General features: G+C 32.0%; 14 protein-coding genes. 8 read left to right on the top strand and 6 right to left on the bottom strand.

The genetic code is table 11. The features are described 5' to 3' along the window. Window positions 1–65 precede the first annotated feature (65 nt). Window positions 66–2,162, top strand: coding sequence for a hypothetical protein (locus tag JM80_RS16215; RefSeq protein ID WP_144711080.1), 2,097 nt, complete (start codon window positions 66–68; stop codon window positions 2,160–2,162). A gap of 82 nt (window positions 2,163–2,244) precedes the next feature. Here the strand turns inward: JM80_RS16215 and JM80_RS16210 are convergent, their stop codons facing one another. Together JM80_RS16210 and JM80_RS16205 are read right to left on the bottom strand one after the other, a co-directional pair. Then, window positions 2,245–4,740 (bottom strand): Hsp70 family protein, encoded by a 2,496-nt coding sequence (locus tag JM80_RS16210; RefSeq protein WP_144711078.1) that lies wholly within the window; start codon window positions 4,738–4,740, stop codon window positions 2,245–2,247. Window positions 4,741–4,746: 6 nt separating this feature from the next. Further along, on the bottom strand, window positions 4,747–5,040 hold the full coding sequence (locus JM80_RS16205) for a hypothetical protein (RefSeq protein WP_013621691.1): 294 nt from the start codon (window positions 5,038–5,040) through the stop codon (window positions 4,747–4,749). Between the two features lie 74 nt (window positions 5,041–5,114). Here JM80_RS16205 and radC point away from each other — a divergent pair, with 74 nt between their 5' ends. The 6 genes from radC to JM80_RS16175 are packed head-to-tail and all read left to right on the top strand — an operon-like array spanning window position 5,115 to window position 10,621. After that, window positions 5,115–5,813 (top strand): DNA repair protein RadC, encoded by a 699-nt coding sequence (gene radC, locus JM80_RS16200; protein ID WP_144711076.1) that lies wholly within the window; start codon window positions 5,115–5,117, stop codon window positions 5,811–5,813. Window positions 5,814–5,851: 38 nt separating this feature from the next. Further along, window positions 5,852–7,147, top strand: coding sequence for a polysaccharide deacetylase family protein (locus JM80_RS16195; protein WP_144711073.1), 1,296 nt, complete (start codon window positions 5,852–5,854; stop codon window positions 7,145–7,147). Continuing rightward, window positions 7,140–7,829: a YjjG family noncanonical pyrimidine nucleotidase gene (locus JM80_RS16190; protein ID WP_013621694.1), complete on the top strand. Its 690-nt coding sequence runs from the start codon at window positions 7,140–7,142 to the stop codon at window positions 7,827–7,829. Before JM80_RS16195 ends, JM80_RS16190 begins: the two co-directional genes overlap by 8 nt. A 37-nt stretch (window positions 7,830–7,866) precedes the next feature. Further along, entirely contained in the window at window positions 7,867–8,409 is a 543-nt protein-coding gene (locus tag JM80_RS16185) for a hypothetical protein (protein ID WP_148228899.1), read from the top strand. Then, the gene (locus tag JM80_RS16180) at window positions 8,406–9,824 is read left to right on the top strand and encodes a DUF5723 family protein (RefSeq protein WP_144711069.1); all 1,419 of its coding nucleotides are present in this window, start codon (window positions 8,406–8,408) and stop codon (window positions 9,822–9,824) included. Before JM80_RS16185 ends, JM80_RS16180 begins: the two co-directional genes overlap by 4 nt. A 14-nt stretch (window positions 9,825–9,838) precedes the next feature. Then, on the top strand, window positions 9,839–10,621 hold the full coding sequence (locus JM80_RS16175; protein ID WP_144711067.1) for a hypothetical protein: 783 nt from the start codon (window positions 9,839–9,841) through the stop codon (window positions 10,619–10,621). Window positions 10,622–10,623: 2 nt separating this feature from the next. On the opposite strand, the gene JM80_RS16170 is transcribed toward JM80_RS16175, so the two are convergent. Further along, the gene (locus tag JM80_RS16170; protein WP_013621698.1) at window positions 10,624–11,901 is read right to left on the bottom strand and encodes a replication-associated recombination protein A; all 1,278 of its coding nucleotides are present in this window, start codon (window positions 11,899–11,901) and stop codon (window positions 10,624–10,626) included. A gap of 89 nt (window positions 11,902–11,990) precedes the next feature. On the opposite strand from JM80_RS16170, the gene JM80_RS16165 reads away from it, so the two are divergent. After that, the gene (locus tag JM80_RS16165; protein ID WP_075695191.1) at window positions 11,991–12,737 is read left to right on the top strand and encodes a rhomboid family intramembrane serine protease; all 747 of its coding nucleotides are present in this window, start codon (window positions 11,991–11,993) and stop codon (window positions 12,735–12,737) included. A 6-nt stretch (window positions 12,738–12,743) separates the two neighbouring features. Here JM80_RS16165 and rlmB read toward each other — a convergent pair whose 3' ends face one another. The 3 genes from rlmB to JM80_RS16150 all read right to left on the bottom strand — a co-directional run bounded on the left by rlmB (window position 12,744) and on the right by JM80_RS16150 (window position 18,332). Further along, entirely contained in the window at window positions 12,744–13,481 is a 738-nt protein-coding gene (gene rlmB, locus JM80_RS16160) for a 23S rRNA (guanosine(2251)-2'-O)-methyltransferase RlmB (RefSeq protein WP_013621700.1), read from the bottom strand. Between the two features lie 71 nt (window positions 13,482–13,552). After that, entirely contained in the window at window positions 13,553–15,025 is a 1,473-nt protein-coding gene (locus tag JM80_RS16155) for a SusD/RagB family nutrient-binding outer membrane lipoprotein (RefSeq protein WP_089118133.1), read from the bottom strand. A gap of 13 nt (window positions 15,026–15,038) precedes the next feature. Next, the gene (locus JM80_RS16150; protein ID WP_089118132.1) at window positions 15,039–18,332 is read right to left on the bottom strand and encodes a SusC/RagA family TonB-linked outer membrane protein; all 3,294 of its coding nucleotides are present in this window, start codon (window positions 18,330–18,332) and stop codon (window positions 15,039–15,041) included. Window positions 18,333–18,734: the final 402 nt, after the last annotated feature.

Genomic DNA, 18,734 nt, shown 5'->3' with positions numbered 1-18,734 from the left:
TATTTTTTAGGCAAGTACATCATAAAGTTTAGATATTTTCGTTAAAAGAATATCTAAACTTACTTATGTATATTTCTCCTGTTGACCTTTTAGGACTATCACTAGACCAATTAATGAACTTGGATAGCCGAGGAATTATTAGACTAGAGAAGACATTAAAAATACAAAGATTGCGTTCTGGCGCTAATGCTTACAATCCAGAGCAGGTAAGTAGCATAATAAAACAACTCTCTAACGAAGAACAAAAAAAGTCTGTTTACTTTGTAGAAAAACACAGGTATTTAAAAGAATTTATTACCACTGGTAATGATAGCGGAGAAAAAACATTTGTAATAGATGCTGTCTTAATAGCCAAAACACCAAATATAAAAGAGTTTTTAGAACCATATTTTGAAGCTTATTTTATGAAAATGGTAAAAACGGACTTTGCTGCAAAAAAGTACGATACTATTATTAAAGCAATGCAGCATAAAGAGCTTTTTACAGATTATTTATTAAGCACATATTACCGTTATATAAAATCACAAGCAGATATTATTACCGAAAAAGTAAAAATATCTTCTAACGGAGATCTAATAAGTAGGTGTCCGGAGGTTACTTATAAAACATATATTCATTTACTAAATACGGTTTCTTTAGGTGTAATTACCAAGTCTAAGGCAGACTATGTAAATGCTATGATAGACTATTACAATATTACTAAAAATGCATATCAAGAGTTTCCCAGAGTACAAAGGGCGTTTCGTAATTTTAAGCTCATAGAGGTAGCCAATCAAGAAACAAAAGATTTTTATATAAAAGTAGCCAACCATGTAGGTAGCCAACACTGGGCTTCTCAACAGCAGCAGCATACATCTACCAGAAGAGATGCCAAAAAAAGTAAAGGGTCATCTTTTTCTAGCTTAAAAGCAATTGGAATTGTTATTGGGATTATGATATTTCTAGTAAGAGTGGGGCGTATTTTTACATCGTCTTCATCATCATCAACAAATTACTCTACATATAGTTCTCCTAATTATAAAATTCCAACTTTAGAGTTTTCTTACGAGGATGATAAAACCGCATTTTACTCAGACTTAATACACAAAGCAGAAAATGATAGTTTAGATATAAATAACAAAATAATTATAAAATCCGGAACTACACCATACGCAGCTTCTTTTAAAAGTAATGAAGGACTAAGATCTGGTGATTTTATAAAAGTACTAAACAAAAGAACTAGGCCTTTTATTCTTTTTGAGCATTTTAACGTTATAAAACCAGATTACGCAGCTTATACCAGGCCTAATGACTCTTTTAAAATAATGAATAAAAATTATTTAGAAGAATTGGTTTTTTATATGGGTGATGATTTTGTGGGCAACGAAAGTTTAAAACGAGAAACCTATGGATCATCTACAAAATTAAGTGCTAGTAAAAAGTACTTTAAAAGTGTAAATGAAAAAGAACTGAGCTTTTTAAAAAATAAATACATTATAGATAGTTTAGGAACAGATCCTAATATTGTTGTTTATGATGATGATATTGTTTTTACAGATGTGTTTTACCATTTAGAACCTCATAAAATTTTACCTCCAGAGGTTGAAGAAGTAGAAGAAACTATAATTATAGATAGTGAACCACATAGGTATTATGAAGAACCTAGTGAAACTGTTTCAAGAAAAAATAAGGCGCCATTTTTTGTAAACTTATTTAAAGGAGAAGATGTTAGTACTGTAAAATGGAGCTTAAAGAATTTAAAAACAGGGGCAAACCCTTTTCCTAAAATATTTAAGAGTATTAGAAGTAATTCTATTACTGGCTATGAGGTTGTTGTTAATAATACTAGTGCAGAAGACGTTATTCTTTTTGGTGTAAACACAGCGTTAAGTAGAGATCAGTCTACCTATATAAAAAAGAATACTTCTGTAGCTTTAAACTTGCATGATGAAGATGATACACTATATATTTATATGGGATCTTATTTTTATCAGCATAAAGATTTTGATGTGAATTCTACCATAAACTCTCCCAACGGATTTTTTAAGAACTCGTCTAAAATAGGTAAAGACTTATCTAAGAAAAGCTTTACCATTACATATTTGGGTGTAAACCCCAAAATAAATATAACTCCTTTTGGAGTAACCTTAGTGGATATTGAGTATGATGAAAATAAGAGTTGATAAAACCACTAAGCATAAAAAAGAAGGGCTGAATTAATTTTAATTCAGCCCTTCTTTTTTATAAAATACCGTACACCTAGTTTTAACTTAAACCAGTTTTGTCTTGGTTGTTAAATGACGTTTTTGGCGTGTCATCTGGTAGCATACTAGCAAGCTGATATACTACTTGTTTTAAAACCTTATATTGTTTGTTTTCTAAAGCTTTATCTCCTTCTGCAATTAACATATTTGCTTTTTGCTGATCTGGGTAATTATCTAAAGTTTTATAATGGAAAAAAGGTCCTATAAAGTTAGATTCGTCTGCGGTAAAAATAGCATTTTTAATAACCCGTAGTTCTTCAATTTTAGAACGTATTAAGTATTTGTTTCCAGAGTTTATAAATGATTTTTCGTTGGCAATTACTTTATTAAATTGGGCTGTATAATATTCACTATTATTTTCAGATAAAGATTGCTTTACAGCTAAAACAGAAGTTTTGTATTCTTCAATATCATTATCTAATTCTTTATGCCTAGTTAATAAATCAAACTGTTGTATTAAGCTTCTTTTTTCATTGTCAATTTTAAATTTAGCATCAGTAACATCTGTGTCTGCTAATAATGTTAACTGTATTTGTAACTCTATTAAAGCGTGCTCTATAGTTTTAAATTTTTGCAATAACTCATAGTTCTCTGCATATTCTGGCTTAGCTTTTTCTTGTTCAATTTTTTGGGTAACTACTCTAATTTCATTCTCCATTTTAGAGCTGCTAATGTACCTTTCTGTTGGTTTAAAGGAGTTACTAAACTCTTGGTCACAACTTGTTAAAAATATATCTACATCAATATCTCTAGATTCAGATACAGAGATGTTTAATTCTATATCTGTTCCTTTAATTAAGTCTTGTTCTAATTGTTTACCAGTAATTTCTATATAACCAATAGATAAACCAGAGCTAGGTAAACCATTACCATCACCTTCTACAATATTAATTTGTAATTTTTCATCACTATCTTTTAAAATAGTTTTGGAGGCAGATTTGTAAATTGTTTTTTTAAGAGGAAGAACAGTGTTTTTATTAAAAATAGCTTCAAGCCTTGTTACACTATACTGTATATCATCTATCTCTAAACAAATATCATTAGGTAGTAATTGTCCTTGTATGTTGTATTTGCCTTGGTTAATATGTATGTCATCCGTAGAAAAAAGAACTTCTTGTTGCGTATTGTAAATTTTTAAATTAAAGGTGTTTACTTGTCCTTCTAATAAATCTACAAATACATTTACATTGTTTTCTAGTGTAACAAGTCCGGTATCATAACCACCATCTTTTCTTGTAATACGGTAAAAACCTTGTGTAGGCTTATGTAGTGTAAATGCAATTAGCTCTTCTGCATCTTTTGTGTTTTTTTCAAAAATTAAATTAACAAGAGGTTGCTTTTCACTGGTTGCCGCTGTAGTAGTGCTAGTTGGTTGACTAATTTTTTCTTGTTTTAATGTAGATATTTTTGTGCCTGCATAATATGCAGCGCCAATGCCTACAGCTGCAGTAGGGTCTACACTAGTATCTATAGCAATGTTTAGGTTATTTTGCACTTGTTCTCTAACATACGGTATAAGCGTACTGCCGCCAACCATAATAATTTTTTCTACATCTGTATTGGCCAGGTTATTATTGTTAAGTATTTTTTTAGAAAAATTAATAGTGTGTTCTACCAAAGGAGCAAGTAAATTATTAAAATCTGCTCTGCTAACCTCTACACTGGTGTAAATATCTTTGTCTGGGTAATCTATATCTATTTCTGTGGTTTCAAACCTAGAGAGTTCTTTTTTTGCTTCTTCTGCTCTAAATAAGAGTTCAAAATATAATTTTTGTAGCGGATTGTTAGGCTCTTTAAACTTGTCCAAAAGTTTGGTTTCATTTAAAATAGGTTCTAATTTAGGAACAAGAAGTTTTTCAATTATTAGGTTGTCTATGTCCATACCTCCTAAAAAGTTATCACCTTCATTGTCCAAAACATTCATTTCTCTCTGGTTAATCTCTAACAAGGCAACATCAAAAGTACCACCGCCAAAATCATATATAAGCCATTTTTTTGTATCGCTTAATTCTAAATTGTTTTTATTGGCAAAGGCTAAACTGGCAGCAATAGGTTCTTGCAGTAAATACACTTCTTTAAAACCCGCTTGCTGGCCAGCGGTTTTAGTTGCGTTAGATTGTATGGTGTCAAAAGAAGATGGAATAGTAATAACCGCTTCATGTAACTCTTCTCCTGTATGTATAAAGTTTTTAAGTTCTTTTAATACATAAGCGCTAAGCTCTATAGGAGATACGTCTTTGTTAATACTTTTAGCAAAGTAACGGTCTGTAGTACCCATTTTTCTTTTAAAACAGGTAAAAACATTTAAGGGATCTTTCTCTAATAAATCTCTGGCCTTATCTCCAACTAAAATTCTACTACCTCTAAATGCAACAGCAGATGCAAGGGTTTGTTTTTGACCAATAGGGTTTTTAAAAACCTCTAATAATCCGTTTTCATATTTAGCAATTAAACTATTTGTTGTACCTAAGTCTATTCCAAAATTTACTGTTTTCATACTTACTTATTCTACTATTGCTACCCCTTTTTGTATTATTATTAGTTGGTCATTCTCTTTTTTGTAAATAATAGGTTTTAACACCTTCGTAATTTTAGATTCTGGTCCCAAACTATTCATTAAAGTAGCGTCAATATCGGTTCTAGATTCTGAAAACTTTTCGCCTAACGGATTTTTTATAAAAAAACCTTGTTCTTCAATATCATGAAATAAACGTTTTAGGTTTCTGTTAAACAAAGTAATATTATTTTTTATACTTTTTTGTTCAATCTCGTAAAGCTGATTCAGAATTTCTTTCATTGTAATATTTATTTATAGAAGTAACGTTTTAATACACAAATACGTATGTTGCCAAAGATTATTATCTTTAACAAATGCAAAACCAATCACAATCCTTTTCTATTAAGAATTGGTCTAACGATGATAAACCTAGAGAAAAATTAGCACAAAAAGGAAAATCTGTATTGTCTGATGCGGAACTTATAGCAATATTAATTGGCTCTGGAAGCAGAAATGAAAGTGCTGTAGAACTATCTAAAAGAATATTAGGCTCTGTAAATAATAATTTAAACGACTTAGGAAAGCTATCTATAAATCAGCTAATGCAGTTTAAAGGTATTGGAGAGGCAAAAGCAATTACTATTACCGCAGCTTTAGAAATAGGCAGACGTAGAAGAGAAGAAGGAGAAAAAAAGGTGGAGAAAATAGGAAGTAGTAAAGATGTTTTTAACTTGTTACAACCTGTGCTAGGAGAATTACCGCATGAAGAATTTTGGATTATTTACCTTAATAACTCCAATAAGGTTATACACCAAGCACAACTAAGTAAAGGTGGTATAACTGGTACTTTAGTAGATGTAAGGTTGGTGTTAAAACAAGCCTTAGAAATAGGTGCAATAGGCTTAATTTTGGCACATAACCACCCGTCTGGAGGCCTAAAACCAAGTACTGCAGATAAGCAAATTACAGAGAAACTAAAAAATGCAGCAGCAGCTTTAGATATGAAAGTTTTAGACCATATTATTATTACTCAAAGAGAATACTTTAGCTTTGCAGATGATAATTTATTGTAAAATAAAAACATACACTATATAAATAGCTAAAATCCAAAATGTTACTAATCTACACACATAAAATAACACCACGTTTCACGTATATAATGAAACACCTTTTTGGTAAAATGTTGGGAGTAGAGGTTACATTAACAACTAAAGTAGAAGATTTTATAAAGCACTCTGGAGCTAAAATTACGTACAGTAAGCAACCATTACAAAACGAATTTTTTATACGTAGTAATGATTTGCTGTACCAACAAGGAATAACAGATTTAGAGATTAATATTGGAGATTGGGATGGCACACCTTGTTTTTTTGCTACTGGAGAACGTAGTAACATTCCGTTTGATGTTTTTGCAGCAAGTTTTTACTTAATTTCTAGGTATGAAGAGTATTTGCCACACGTTAAAGATGAGCACGGTAGGTACCCTTTAAAAGATAGTTTAGCATACAAATACAATTTTTTAGAGCAACCTGTAGTAGATATTTGGATGTATAAAGTGCTAGATGCTTTACTAGTACAATTTCCAGATTTAGTCTATAAAAAAAGAGCTTACCAGTATACATCTATAATAGACGTAACCACATCTCATTGTTATGCCCATAGAGGAATTATGCGTAGCTTGGGAGGTTTGTTTTTAGATGTATTTACCTTAAAATTTAAACGAGTTTTTCAGAGAGTATCTGTATGGTTTAACCCCAAAAAAGATCCTTATAATAATTTTGATTACCTTATAAATTTACACAAAGCAAATACTGTAAAAAGTATGTTCTTTTTTCAGTTTGCAAACTATTCTACTTTTGATAAAAATGTATCTACCACAAACAATAAGTTTAAATACTTAATTAAATCTGTGGCAGATTATAGTGTGGTGTCATTAGCGGCATCTTACAATTCTTTTTCTAACTTAGAAATTTTAAAAGAAGAAAAACGCAAATTAGCAGCTGTAATTAACAGACCTATAAAATATGTGCGTTTTAGATACAATAGGGTAGAAATACCAGCAACATATAAGGCTTTGGTAGATGCAGATTTTAGAGAAGATTTTACAATGGGTTATACGCATTGTATGGGGTTTAGGGCAGGTACTTGTTCCCCTTTTTCTTTCTATGATATCCATTTAGAGTCTCAGCAGCCAATAAAAATTCATCCGTTTGCTGTGCACAATTATTCACTTATTACGTTAAAAAACGAAAAAGCAATTTTTAAAAAGTTAGATGCTTTGTACCTCCAATTGCATAAAGTTAATGGTACGCTGGTTACCATATTTTCTAACGAATTGCTAGGCGGTAAACAACGTTTTAATTGGATGAATATTTACGAAACAATACTAAAAAAATACAATGTATAAAGAATTAGTAACCGATGTTTTTTTTGATCTAGATCACACACTTTGGGATTTTGAAAAAAACTCTGCACTTACATTTACCAAAATATTAGAAGATAATAAAATTGGTGTTAAAGTTGAAGATTTTTTAACTGCATACGTGCCAATTAATCATCAGTACTGGAAATTGTTTAGAGAAGAAAAAATATCCAAAGCAGATTTGCGTTTTCAACGATTGCAAACCACCTTTAACTCCATAAACTACAAGGCAACAGATGCAGAAATTAATTTACTTGCAGCAGAGTATATTAATCATTTATCATCTTACAACCACTTATTTCCTTATGCTATAGAAATTTTGCAACACTTAAAACCAAACTATAAATTACACATTATTACAAATGGTTTTCAGGAAGTGCAAAACAAAAAAATAAAAAACGCTAAGTTACACACCTTTTTTGATGTGATAATTGATTCAGAAATGGCAGGTGTAAAAAAACCAGACCCTTATATTTTTGAGCTTGCTTTGCAAAAAGCTAATGCAAAACCAGAACAATCCTTAATGATAGGTGATAGTTTAGAGGCAGATATTTTAGGAGCAAAATCGGTAGGTTTACATGCGCTTCATTTTAATGCTCACCAAGAGCCATTACATAACCATTGTAGCATAATTAACTCTTTAGATGAAATAAAAATGTATTTGTAGAGTTATGTTTTTAACATTGTTACACAAATACTTAAAAATGAAAAGTCCCCACTATTTATTTGCTGTTCTATTTTTGTGTTTATCATTTGTGTCTTGTATAGATGAACAAGACTTTAACCAAACTGATGATATTATTATAGAACCTACTGTAGAAGCCAGTATATTTTACTTTGAAACTACAGAAGATTTAATAAATTCTAACCCTTCATCATTCTATACAAACGATTTTAATTTTGATGCCTTTAAGGAGGATTATATATCAGACCGTGTTATAGAGTGTACTATTACATATCAATTAGAAAATACAACAAGTAAACCTGTTAGTGTGGTTATAGAGCTTATTGATGATGGTGGTAATGTATTAGATACTACAGTTTTAAATATTGGAGCAGAATCTGCTACAACTACAGATTTAGATGTGCTTTATGGTGGTACAGGTAAACCATTAGATATTATAAGAAATACTTCTGCTTTGCGTTTATCTGCTCAAAATTTAGGAGATAATACAAGCGTATCTAGCAATGCCGACCCAAAACTAATTTTTAGATCTAGTGCTAAATTAAAAATTGGTGTAAGATGATAAATAGATATGCAACACTTTTGTTTTTTGTGTGTGCCACATTTGGTTTTTCGCAAAATAAGCAAATAATGTACGACTTTAAAGAGGTGCCACAAGCTATGCTTTTAAATCCGGGTATAGAAACAGGTTTAAATATGTATGTTGGTGTGCCCTTATTGTCTGGTATTTCTTTTCAGGCAGGATCTAGTGGTGCTTCTGTAAACGATTTTTTTGCTAATGATGGTTTAGATATAAACGATAAAATTAGAGAACGTGCATTGTATGGTATGAAACCATCTGATGATTTAAGCGGTACTTACCACTTAGAAATTTTAAACGTTGGATTTAGAAGCAGAAAAAATCCAGATAATTTTTACTCTTTTGGTATTTATAATGAAGGTGATGCTATTGGGTATTGGTTTAAAGATTATGCCATTTTAGGTTTTGAGGGAAATGCAGACAGGTTAAATCAAAGGTTTGATTTGTCTCACTTAAAAACAAGAGGAGAAATGGTAAACGTTTTTCATTTTGGTGTAAATAAGCGTGTAAACAACAGACTTATAGTAGGTGCAAGAGCTAAATTATACTCAAGCATTTTTTCATTTAAATCTACTAAAAATAAAGGGTATTTTGTAACCACAGAAGGTCAAAATAACTTATTAGCCTCTACTTTAGTTGCAGATATGCAACTGCAAACATCTGGTTTAAATAGCATAGAAGAAGCTAATGACAATGGTAATTTAGGTAGTGTTATTACAAAAAGAGGCTTGTTGGGCGGAGATTTAGGTGTTGGTATAGACTTAGGGTTTACCTACCAATTAAACAGAAACACAACAGTTACTGCTAGTATTTTAGACTTAGGTTTTATAATGAATTCTACAGATGTTAAAAATTATACTTTAAAAGGACAAGCTACAGTAGAAGGCGTAGAGGTAATTTTACCAGATGCTTTAGCAGATCCATCAAGAGATTTTTGGCAAGATTTGGTAGATGAGGTAGATGGATTAATACCGTACGAAGAAAATCAAGATTCATATATAAGTTTTAGGCCAACTAAACTTTATGGCTCTATACGTTACAATTTTGGAGAACAAGATAGAAGTATGCAAGATTGTGATTGTAAAGCCGGTGGTAGTAAAGGTAGCTTAGGTTTTCCTAATGCTGTAGGCGGACAATTATATGTAATTAACAGACCAAGAGGGCCACAAGTGGCATTAACTGGTTTTTACCAAAGAAATTTTGGAAAAGCAATTAGCTTAAAAACAACTTACACGGTAGACAAGTTTTCATATACAAACATAGGTTTTGGAGCAAATCTTAACTTAGGCTCAGTAAACCTATATGCAATGGCAGATAATTTAATTGCATATAAAAATTTAGCAGCTTCACAGTACGCATCTTTTCAATTAGGAATTAATGTTATATCTTGGCGTTAAATTTACTTAGTCCTATGAAACAGTTACTTTTTAGCACAATTTTTATGTGCTCATTTTTTTTATCAGCTCAAAATTTTAACGAATATAAATACATAATTGTTCCTAAAAAATTTAATGCTTTTAAAGAGGAAGATCAATATAGAACAAGTGCATTGGTTAAGTTTCTGTTTGATAAAAAGGGGTATAATGTTGTATATGATGACGCTATGCCACAAGATTTAAAATCTAACAGATGTTTAGGTTTAACAGTAGATTTAAAAGATGAGTCTAATATGTTTACTACAAAAGCAGGTTTGTTACTAAAAGACTGTAATGCAGACCAAGTTTTTAAAACTACAATTGCAAAGAGTAAACAAAAAGAATATCAAAAAGCCTATAATGAAGCTATTAGAAGTGCATTTAAATCTTTTAATACAATAACTTATAATTACACACCTAAGCAACAAGAAAAGCAAAATAACCAAACTTTGGTTGTGAGTTATGAAGGTGATGTAGAAGAGGTTAAGGAAAAAGCAGTAGCTCCGGCTCCCGTTAAAAAACAAGTTGTTGCAGTTGCTAAAGCAGAAGAGTCTGTTCTAGAAGGTGTTTTATATGCACAACAGATTAGCAATGGTTACCAATTGGTAGATAGTACTCCTAAAATTGAATACAAAATGTATAAAACTACAGTACAAAATGTATTTTTGGCCACTAATAATGATATTAACGGAATAGTAGTATCTAAAAACGGCAAATGGTTTTTTGAGTATTACCAAGGAGATAAATTACAATCTAAAGAATTAAACATAAAGTTTTAATTCTAAAGTTCATATTTATCTTTCCATCTATTTTTTAAAAATTCTTTAATAGTTCGTTCTCGGTTATTATTTCCAGGAATGTAAAAAGAGCTACCTGATAACTCATCAGGTAAAAATTCTGCTGCTACAAAGTTATTTTCATAATTGTGGGCATATTGGTAGTCTTTACCATAACCAATATCTTTCATTAATTTGGTGGGAGCATTACGCAAAGCAAGCGGTACAGATAAATCTCCTGTTTGTTTAACAACCTGCTGTGCTTTTCCTATGGCAGCATAACTGGCGTTACTTTTAGCAGATGTAGCTAAATATATAGCACATTGGCTAAGTATAATTCGTGCTTCTGGGTAACCAATTGTACTAACAGCTTGAAAAGTGGTATTAGCCATAACCAAAGCAGTAGGGTTAGCATTGCCAATATCTTCAGACGCAGCAATAAGCATTCTTCGAGCAATAAATTTTACATCTTCCCCTCCTTCAATCATACGAGCTAACCAATACACAGCACCGTTAGGGTCACTACCACGAATAGATTTTATAAAAGCAGAAACAATATCATAATGTTGCTCTCCTGTTTTGTCATATAAAACAGTGTTTTTTTGTACTTTGCTTAGTACCAATTCATCAGTAATAACAACATCTTCTGTGTCTTCAGAATTTATAACTAGCTCAAACATATTTAACAGCTTTCTGCCGTCACCTCCAGAGAGTCTTAACAAAGCTTCTGTTTCTTTTAGTTCAATTTTCTTCTTTTGTAGCTGTGCATCTTGTCGTATTGCACGTTCAAGCAAAGTAACCAAGTCGTGCTTATCAAAAGGTTTTAAAATATAAACCTGACACCTGCTTAAAAGTGCAGGTATAACTTCAAAACTAGGATTTTCAGTTGTAGCCCCAATCAAGGTAACCCAACCCTTTTCTACAGCTGCCAGTAAAGAATCTTGCTGAGATTTACTAAATCGATGAATTTCATCAATAAATAAAATGGGATTTTTAGTAGTAAATAAACCGCCGCTTTTTTTTGCTTTTTCTATAACCTCTCTAACATCTTTTACCCCACTACTAATAGCACTTAGTGTGTAAAAAGGCCTGTCTATTTCATTAGCTATAATATTAGCTAAAGTGGTTTTACCAGTACCAGGAGGTCCCCAAAGAATTAAAGAAGGTAATATACCTCTTTTAATTTGTTGGGTTAGTGTGCCATTATCACCAACTAAGTGGGTCTGACTCACATATTCTGTTAACGTTTTTGGTCTTACTCTTTCTGCTAAAGGCTCATTCATACCACAAAAATAAAAAGAATCTAAATGACAATTTAGCAGATTTATATTTTTTGGCTAAATCATTGCGTTATTGTAGTAAATTAGTGTTAATGACAGACAATAATTACTTTAAATTCTCCAATTCGGTATTATTAGTGCCAATAATAGCAGTACTTAGTATTTGGACGGTCTATTGGGTAGAATTACAATTTAAAATTAATTTTAACCATTTTGGAGTGTATCCAAGAACACTTAGCGGAATTAAAGGTGTTTTTTTTAGTCCGTTTATACATGGGTCATTAAAGCATTTGTATAGTAATACATTGCCATTGGTTGTGTTAAGTGCAGCTCTTGTTTATTTTTATAAACCAGTAGCTTTTAAAGTGTTATTTTATGGTACACTATTGTCTGGTTTAATTACTTGGGTAATTGGTAGACCATCTTACCATATTGGAGCAAGTGGAGTTATTTACTTACTAGCTAGTTTTATATTTTTTAAAGGTGTTTTTGCAAAACATTTTAGATTAATTGCACTTTCTTTATTTGTTGTATTTGTTTACGGTAGTATGCTTTGGTATATTTTACCAATAAAAGAAGGTATATCTTGGGAAGGCCATTTAGGCGGATTTATTACAGGGTTGTTTTTTGCATACTTTTTAAAGGCAGATATTCCTAAACCCAAAAAATATGCTTGGGAAGAGGATAGCTACAATGAGGAAGCAGATGAGTTTTTACGTCATTTTGACGAAGATGGTAATTTTATAGAATCTACTCCGGAATCAGAACCTGAAACCGATTTAGATACTACAAGTCCAATTAAAATTACTTACCACTATAAAGAAAACAAAGAAGAGTAGCGTAATTTATGCTAAGCGTTGCCTTACAGCTTCATATAAAAACACACCACAAGCAACAGAAACGTTTAATGATTCTATTTCCCCTAATAATGGCAATTTAGCAGTATGGTCTGCTGCTTTTAATATTGATGGAGAAATACCTACATCTTCTGATCCCATAATTATTGCAGAAGCTTCTTTAAAAGAAACATCGTAAATTGTGTTTTCCGTTTTTTCTGAAGCAGCAATAATTTTTACTCCAGATGCCTGTAAATAATGTACAGCGTCTTTAATGTGGTTAACCTTAGCTATTGGAACTTTAAAGGCCGCTCCGGCAGATGTTTTTATGGTATCTGCAGTTACAGGTGCAGCACCTTTTTTCTGAATAATTATACCATCTACACCAGTACACTCTGCGGTTCTAATAATGGCACCAAAATTACGTACATCAGATAATTGATCTAGAAGTAGAAAAAGAGGAGCTTCTTTTTTTTGAATAACGCTTTCAACTAATTCTTCAAAATTATGAAACGTGATAGGAGATATGTTAGCAACTACACCTTGGTGATTATTTTTTGTTAGCCTGTTTAGTTTTTCAACAGGTACATAAGAAATGCTAATTCCTTTTTTTCTGGCTAAATTTTCTAGTTCTCTAAAAAGATCACCTTTTAATCCCTTTTGAACAAAAATTTTATCTAGAGCTTCATTAGCATTAATGGCTTCTATAATAGCTCTAATACCATAAATTTGGGTAGTTTTTTCCATTTGGCAAAGGTATAAAAAAAACCTGCGGAAATCTCCGCAGGTTTAGATATTAAATTATGTTTAATCAATTTTTATTGATCCCACCAAACTTTACTATCATTATTATCTGTTGCAGGGCTCAAGTTGCTTACTCCAGAGCTATAATTAGCTCCATTTAAACTAATTTCAGAAGTTGGATACATATATCTTGTAGCAATTTCTCCACTAGAGTTTAATGGGTCTGGTGAAGGTGTTAAAATTGGATAATCTGTTCTTCTCCATTCAGACCAAGCTTCAAAACCTTCAGGATATAAAGCCACCCATTTTTCTTCTCCAATTACCTGTGCCATAGATGTGCTTGTAGCGTCATTAACTCTTGCAGCAGCAAATGTAGCAGCATCAGCTGTAATATCAACACCATAATGAGAAGATAAAGTTTCATATGATTTTTGAATTCCCATTTCTAACATACTAGCAGCATCTTCAGAAGTCCAGCCTAAATTTGCAGCATCAGCTCTATTCAAATAGGTATAAGCTGCTGTTAACCAAGCTGCAGGTGCATCAGGACTGGCTATGTTAGAAGACATTTTAGCAGTAATTAAACCAGATGGGTTGCTTTCTAGCCCATAAGGATATCCTTCTAAAGTTGCATCATCAGCAAAAATTTGTAATCTGCTATCAGAAGTAGTAGAAGAGAAATCATCACCATCACCTTGTAAAGCATTTACAAAGTATTCAGATAATGCGTAATCAGCTGCTCTAAATCCAGAATATGGATTTTCAAATGTAGCGGTATTAAGGTGTGTAAACCAAGCTTCATCTTCAATTGATTCAATTACCCCAGCAGTATTTGTTAGAGCACTGTTAAATTCGGTAGCAGCAAATTCTGAAACCCCTGGATATTTATTAGATAGTTGAATTGATAAAGATAAAATACTTGAGTTTGCAAATTTCTTCCATTTACTTACATCACCATCATATATCAAATCTCCGGTTGGAGCTGCTTCAGCAGCATCAAGCAAGTCTCTAGCTTCTTTTAATTCATTTATCAAATCTTTATATATGAATTCTTGTGTATCATATTTTGGAGATTGAATCTCTGGATTTAAAGCTTCAGAGTAAGGTATGTCTCCATAAGAATCTGTTATTCTTCTAAAAATGATAGCTTTCATTATTTTAGCAATACCAAGTTGATTATTCACAGATCCATTAGATAAGAATGATACAGAAGTATTCACTTCTGGGTCATTAGCTTGATTTACGATTTCTTCTAAATTAGAAAGTGTTTGAACATAAAAGCTAGTCCAAGTATATGGTGTTTCTCCATATCTTGATTCATCTTGATATGCTGGTTGTGATTGGTACTGTACATATAGTGTAGGCACAGATTTGTATTGTCTACCTCCTGTGGTTGCAAGTCTCCTTTGTGCAGCAGCTAATAATGCGCCAGAGTTATATTCACTAGGACCATTAACGTTTTCATCTGTATCACCAAAATCTACGGTGTCACAACTATACGCGCCAAATATTAGTAGGGCTGATAGTATAATTTTAATTTTTTTCATAATATTCTTTAAATTAGAATGTTAATTTTAGGTTTAAACCATAACTTCTAGTTCCTGGTAATTGAGCGTTTTCTCCATAAGACTGAGATAATTCTGAAGGATCCCATCCGTGTTTGTTGTCATCAGCTACAGAAATTAACCATAAATTACGTCCTACAGCACTAATACTTACACTTTGTAAAGCTGTTTTTTCTAATAATTTTGAAGGTAAATTATAAGTTAAACTAATATCTCTAAGTTTAATGTAATCTGCATCATGTATAAATGGACTTGCCAGTCTATTAGGTTGAAACTGATTCCAATATGTTTGAGCTTCTACATATGTGTCAACTGGATTACCATTTACATCAACTCCAGTTACGTGGACACCACCACCATCTGCAAGTGCATCTCTCTGATTTACTCCATTATCATTAAGTTCTACTGTGTCGTCTAGTAGGCCAGAATAAGTACCCCACATTTCTGATAAAGAGAAGAATTTACCTCCCTTTTGAAAATCAAAAGAAGCTGCTAAACTAAGATTTTTGTATGAGAAATTTGTTAGTAAACCACCAGTAAAATCAGGTAAAATTGAGCCAAAATATTGATCTGTTTCCACAGCGTAAAGCCCATCAGCTCCAATTACTTTGTTACCATTATCATCTAATTTGTAACCAGTACCTCTAAGTTGTCCCCATTCACCACCAAGTTCATGAACAACCTGTACAAATCCCCATGCATCTGTACCACCGGCACCATTAATCGCTTTTAAGTCTCCTGGTAAGCTAATTATTTCTGATTTGTTTTTTGCATAGTTAGCTGTTATGCTCCAATTAAAATCTTCTGTTTTAATTACATCTGCGTTAAGAGTAACTTCAATACCCTTTCTTTCTGATTCTCCAGCGTTTGTTAATAACGTAGAGTATCCAGTTCCTGTTGATAATGATACAGGAATAATCTCGTTCTTACGATTTTCAGTATAATATGTGGCACTTAATCCAATTCTACTTTCTAAGAATTTTAAATCAACACCAATTTCTTGAGATGTATTTATAGCTGGTTCTATACCGCTAGATACGAGCTGAGTAGGTGTGTACATCAAAATCTGATCATTATATAGGTTTGATCCCAAAGGGTATGTAGGGTTAAGTGCTAAAGCGCTAACATCATCACCTACTTGAGCCCAACTACCTCTTAATTTTGCAAATGTAACAGCTCCTTTATTATCCCATAATTCTGATAATATAAAAGAACCACCAATTGAAGGATATGTATAACCATTATTGTCGGATGGTAAAGATGAACTCCAATCTCTTCTTACAGAAAAATCTAGATAAGCCATGTTATCATAACCAAGAGACATATTACCATACACACTATTAACTTGCTTTTCATATTCATATGTTTGAGCAGTTAAAACTTCTCTTGAGTTACTGTAGGTGTAAACATCTGGTAAAATTAATCCTCCGTTTTCACTATTGTCAATACTCATATCATTTTGAAAACGATAATAGTTGGAAGTTAGAATATTACCACCAACAAAAGCTGTCATATCTAGCTTTCCAAAATCTTTCGTGTATTTTAATAACACATTGTAGTTGTCTTCACTTGAAGAGCTATAATACTTTCCAAATGAATTTACCCATTTATTATAAAGGTTTGGTGCAGCAGCAAACTCTATTGAATAAGGTACAAAATAATCTCTCTTGTACTTTGTTTCATTTCTAGAAGCTTTAGCGCTTATATCTAAATTATCGGTAAGTTGATAACTAAAATGAATGTCACCTAACAATCTGTTAGTACTATTAGTTGTTTCATATTCATCTAAATACGTATATGGATTGAACCAAAAGGCAGGTTTTTGATACTCCAAAAGAGTTTCGTTACCAGTTCTTTGGTATGCTTCTTCAGCATATGCATAATAATCTAATCCCCAGTTATTCCAAGATGTAGCGTATCCTCTTGGTGTAGTTAAATTTTTATACTCTTGTACCTTATTCATATTTAGGTTTCTGTTAAACCAGCTATTTAAAGAACCAGAGGTTTGATTAGAATACCCATCATTAAAATCACCCGAGATATTATCTACAGTATAGTTTATGTTAACTCCTGCTGTTAATTTATCAGATAAATCAAAATCTAAGCTGGTACTAATAAAGTTCTTTGTAAAATCTGAATTAGGTATTATACCATTTTGTTTAATGTTGGTATAAGATAGTCTAGCTCTATAGTTGTCTCCACTTCCTGATAAAGAAATAGAATTTTTTTGGCTAACTCCTGTGTCAAAAAAATCTTTAATGTTATCTGGTTGACCTACGTAAGGCACTTCTTCACCAAATGTTGGACTGTCTGGGTAGTAGTTGTACCACGGAACGTGACCTTGACCATCAAATTTAGGTCCCCAACTTTCATCTGCATATGCATCTCCCGCAAAGTATCTTTTTCCGTCAAATGCTTGCATCCATGTTGGATAAGGAGCACCGTTAAGGCGATTTCCAGCAGAGTAATCAAAAATCGCGAATTCTGCTTCTCCAGAATATCCTTGTCCGTACATATTTTGATAATTTGGTAAATATGCTACGTTATCAAATGTTATTGCGCTAGATATTTCTACCCCTAATCCTTGTCCTTTTTTTCCTCTTTTTGTTGTAATTACAACAACACCTGATGCAGCTCTTTGTCCGTATAATGCCGTTGCATTTGGTCCTTTTAATACGTTTAGGGACTCTACGTTGCTCATATCGACACTGTTTGGGTCTGTGGTCGGTGTTCCGTCTATTACATACAATGGATCAGAATCTGATGTTAAAGATATTCCTCCTCTAATTCTAATTTTACCTGATTGGCCTAATTTTGATCCAGATTGACCTTGGATTTGCACACCAGCAACTTTACCCGCGATTGCAGATTTAATGTTTACGTCTTCAGTAATATTAAGGTTTTCTCCTTTTACCTCTTGGGCAGCATATGTAAGAGTCCTTTCTTCTCTCTTTATACCCAAAGCGGTAACAACTACTTCTTGTAATGCTTCTGCATCTTCTGTCATTTGTACGTTAATAACATCTTGGTTATTCACCGTACGTGATGTTGGTGTTTGACCTAAATAGGTAAATAAAAGTACTTGCCCACTAGATGCTGAAATTGTGTATTTCCCATCAAAATCTGTTTGAGTACCTGTAGTTGTTCCTTTAACAAGGATGTTTACGCCTGGTAATGGTATACCGTCTTGGTCGGTAACTGTACCAGAAATCGTTTTTTGTTGTGCAAAAGTTAAGTGCACAATAAACGCTAAGAGTAGCGTTAAGATTCCTCTTTGTTTTGTTTTCATTTTTGAAATATTTGAATTAGTCGGTATCAAAAATCAAAAATTAATGTTAATAAGCAAACTAAATTTCTATTTATTTTAACCTTTTTGCTATAAAAATTGATAATTCATTGACTTATTCATAATAAATGCACTATTTTAATTATAATAATGTAATTTTGTTTACTATTAATAATTTGTTAATGTTAAAAAAATGAACATTTGTATATTTAATTTTCTTGCCAACCTTTTTTAATTTACTTAAAAGTCGTTTGTGATTTGTTTTAGTTCTGATTTTATGTTAAAATGTGATATTAAGTTAGTTTTTAACATATAATTATGTGTGCTTATTTTTTGTTAAGTTGTTTATTTCTTTGCTTATTTTTTGGTAAGTTTTTTAAATAAAAAAACCTGCAGGAATACCTG

Origin of the sequence: Cellulophaga sp. RHA_52, assembly GCF_007827205.1 — a bacterium.
Taxonomy (GTDB): Bacteria; Bacteroidota; Bacteroidia; order Flavobacteriales; family Flavobacteriaceae; genus Cellulophaga; species Cellulophaga lytica.
This window is presented reverse-complemented; position numbering and strand designations above follow the sequence as displayed.

Coding starts and splice junctions, on each gene's coding strand:
- JM80_RS16215 (WP_144711080.1), top strand. CDS start 66: ATGTATATTTCTCCTGTTGACCTTTTAGGACTATCACTAGACCAATTA.
- JM80_RS16210 (WP_144711078.1), bottom strand. CDS start 4,740: ATGAAAACAGTAAATTTTGGAATAGACTTAGGTACAACAAATAGTTTA.
- JM80_RS16205 (WP_013621691.1), bottom strand. CDS start 5,040: ATGAAAGAAATTCTGAATCAGCTTTACGAGATTGAACAAAAAAGTATA.
- radC (WP_144711076.1), top strand. CDS start 5,115: ATGCAAAACCAATCACAATCCTTTTCTATTAAGAATTGGTCTAACGAT.
- JM80_RS16195 (WP_144711073.1), top strand. CDS start 5,852: ATGTTACTAATCTACACACATAAAATAACACCACGTTTCACGTATATA.
- JM80_RS16190 (WP_013621694.1), top strand. CDS start 7,140: ATGTATAAAGAATTAGTAACCGATGTTTTTTTTGATCTAGATCACACA.
- JM80_RS16185 (WP_148228899.1), top strand. CDS start 7,867: ATGAAAAGTCCCCACTATTTATTTGCTGTTCTATTTTTGTGTTTATCA.
- JM80_RS16180 (WP_144711069.1), top strand. CDS start 8,406: ATGATAAATAGATATGCAACACTTTTGTTTTTTGTGTGTGCCACATTT.
- JM80_RS16175 (WP_144711067.1), top strand. CDS start 9,839: ATGAAACAGTTACTTTTTAGCACAATTTTTATGTGCTCATTTTTTTTA.
- JM80_RS16170 (WP_013621698.1), bottom strand. CDS start 11,901: ATGAATGAGCCTTTAGCAGAAAGAGTAAGACCAAAAACGTTAACAGAA.
- JM80_RS16165 (WP_075695191.1), top strand. CDS start 11,991: ATGACAGACAATAATTACTTTAAATTCTCCAATTCGGTATTATTAGTG.
- rlmB (WP_013621700.1), bottom strand. CDS start 13,481: ATGGAAAAAACTACCCAAATTTATGGTATTAGAGCTATTATAGAAGCC.
- JM80_RS16155 (WP_089118133.1), bottom strand. CDS start 15,025: ATGAAAAAAATTAAAATTATACTATCAGCCCTACTAATATTTGGCGCG.
- JM80_RS16150 (WP_089118132.1), bottom strand. CDS start 18,332: ATGAAAACAAAACAAAGAGGAATCTTAACGCTACTCTTAGCGTTTATT.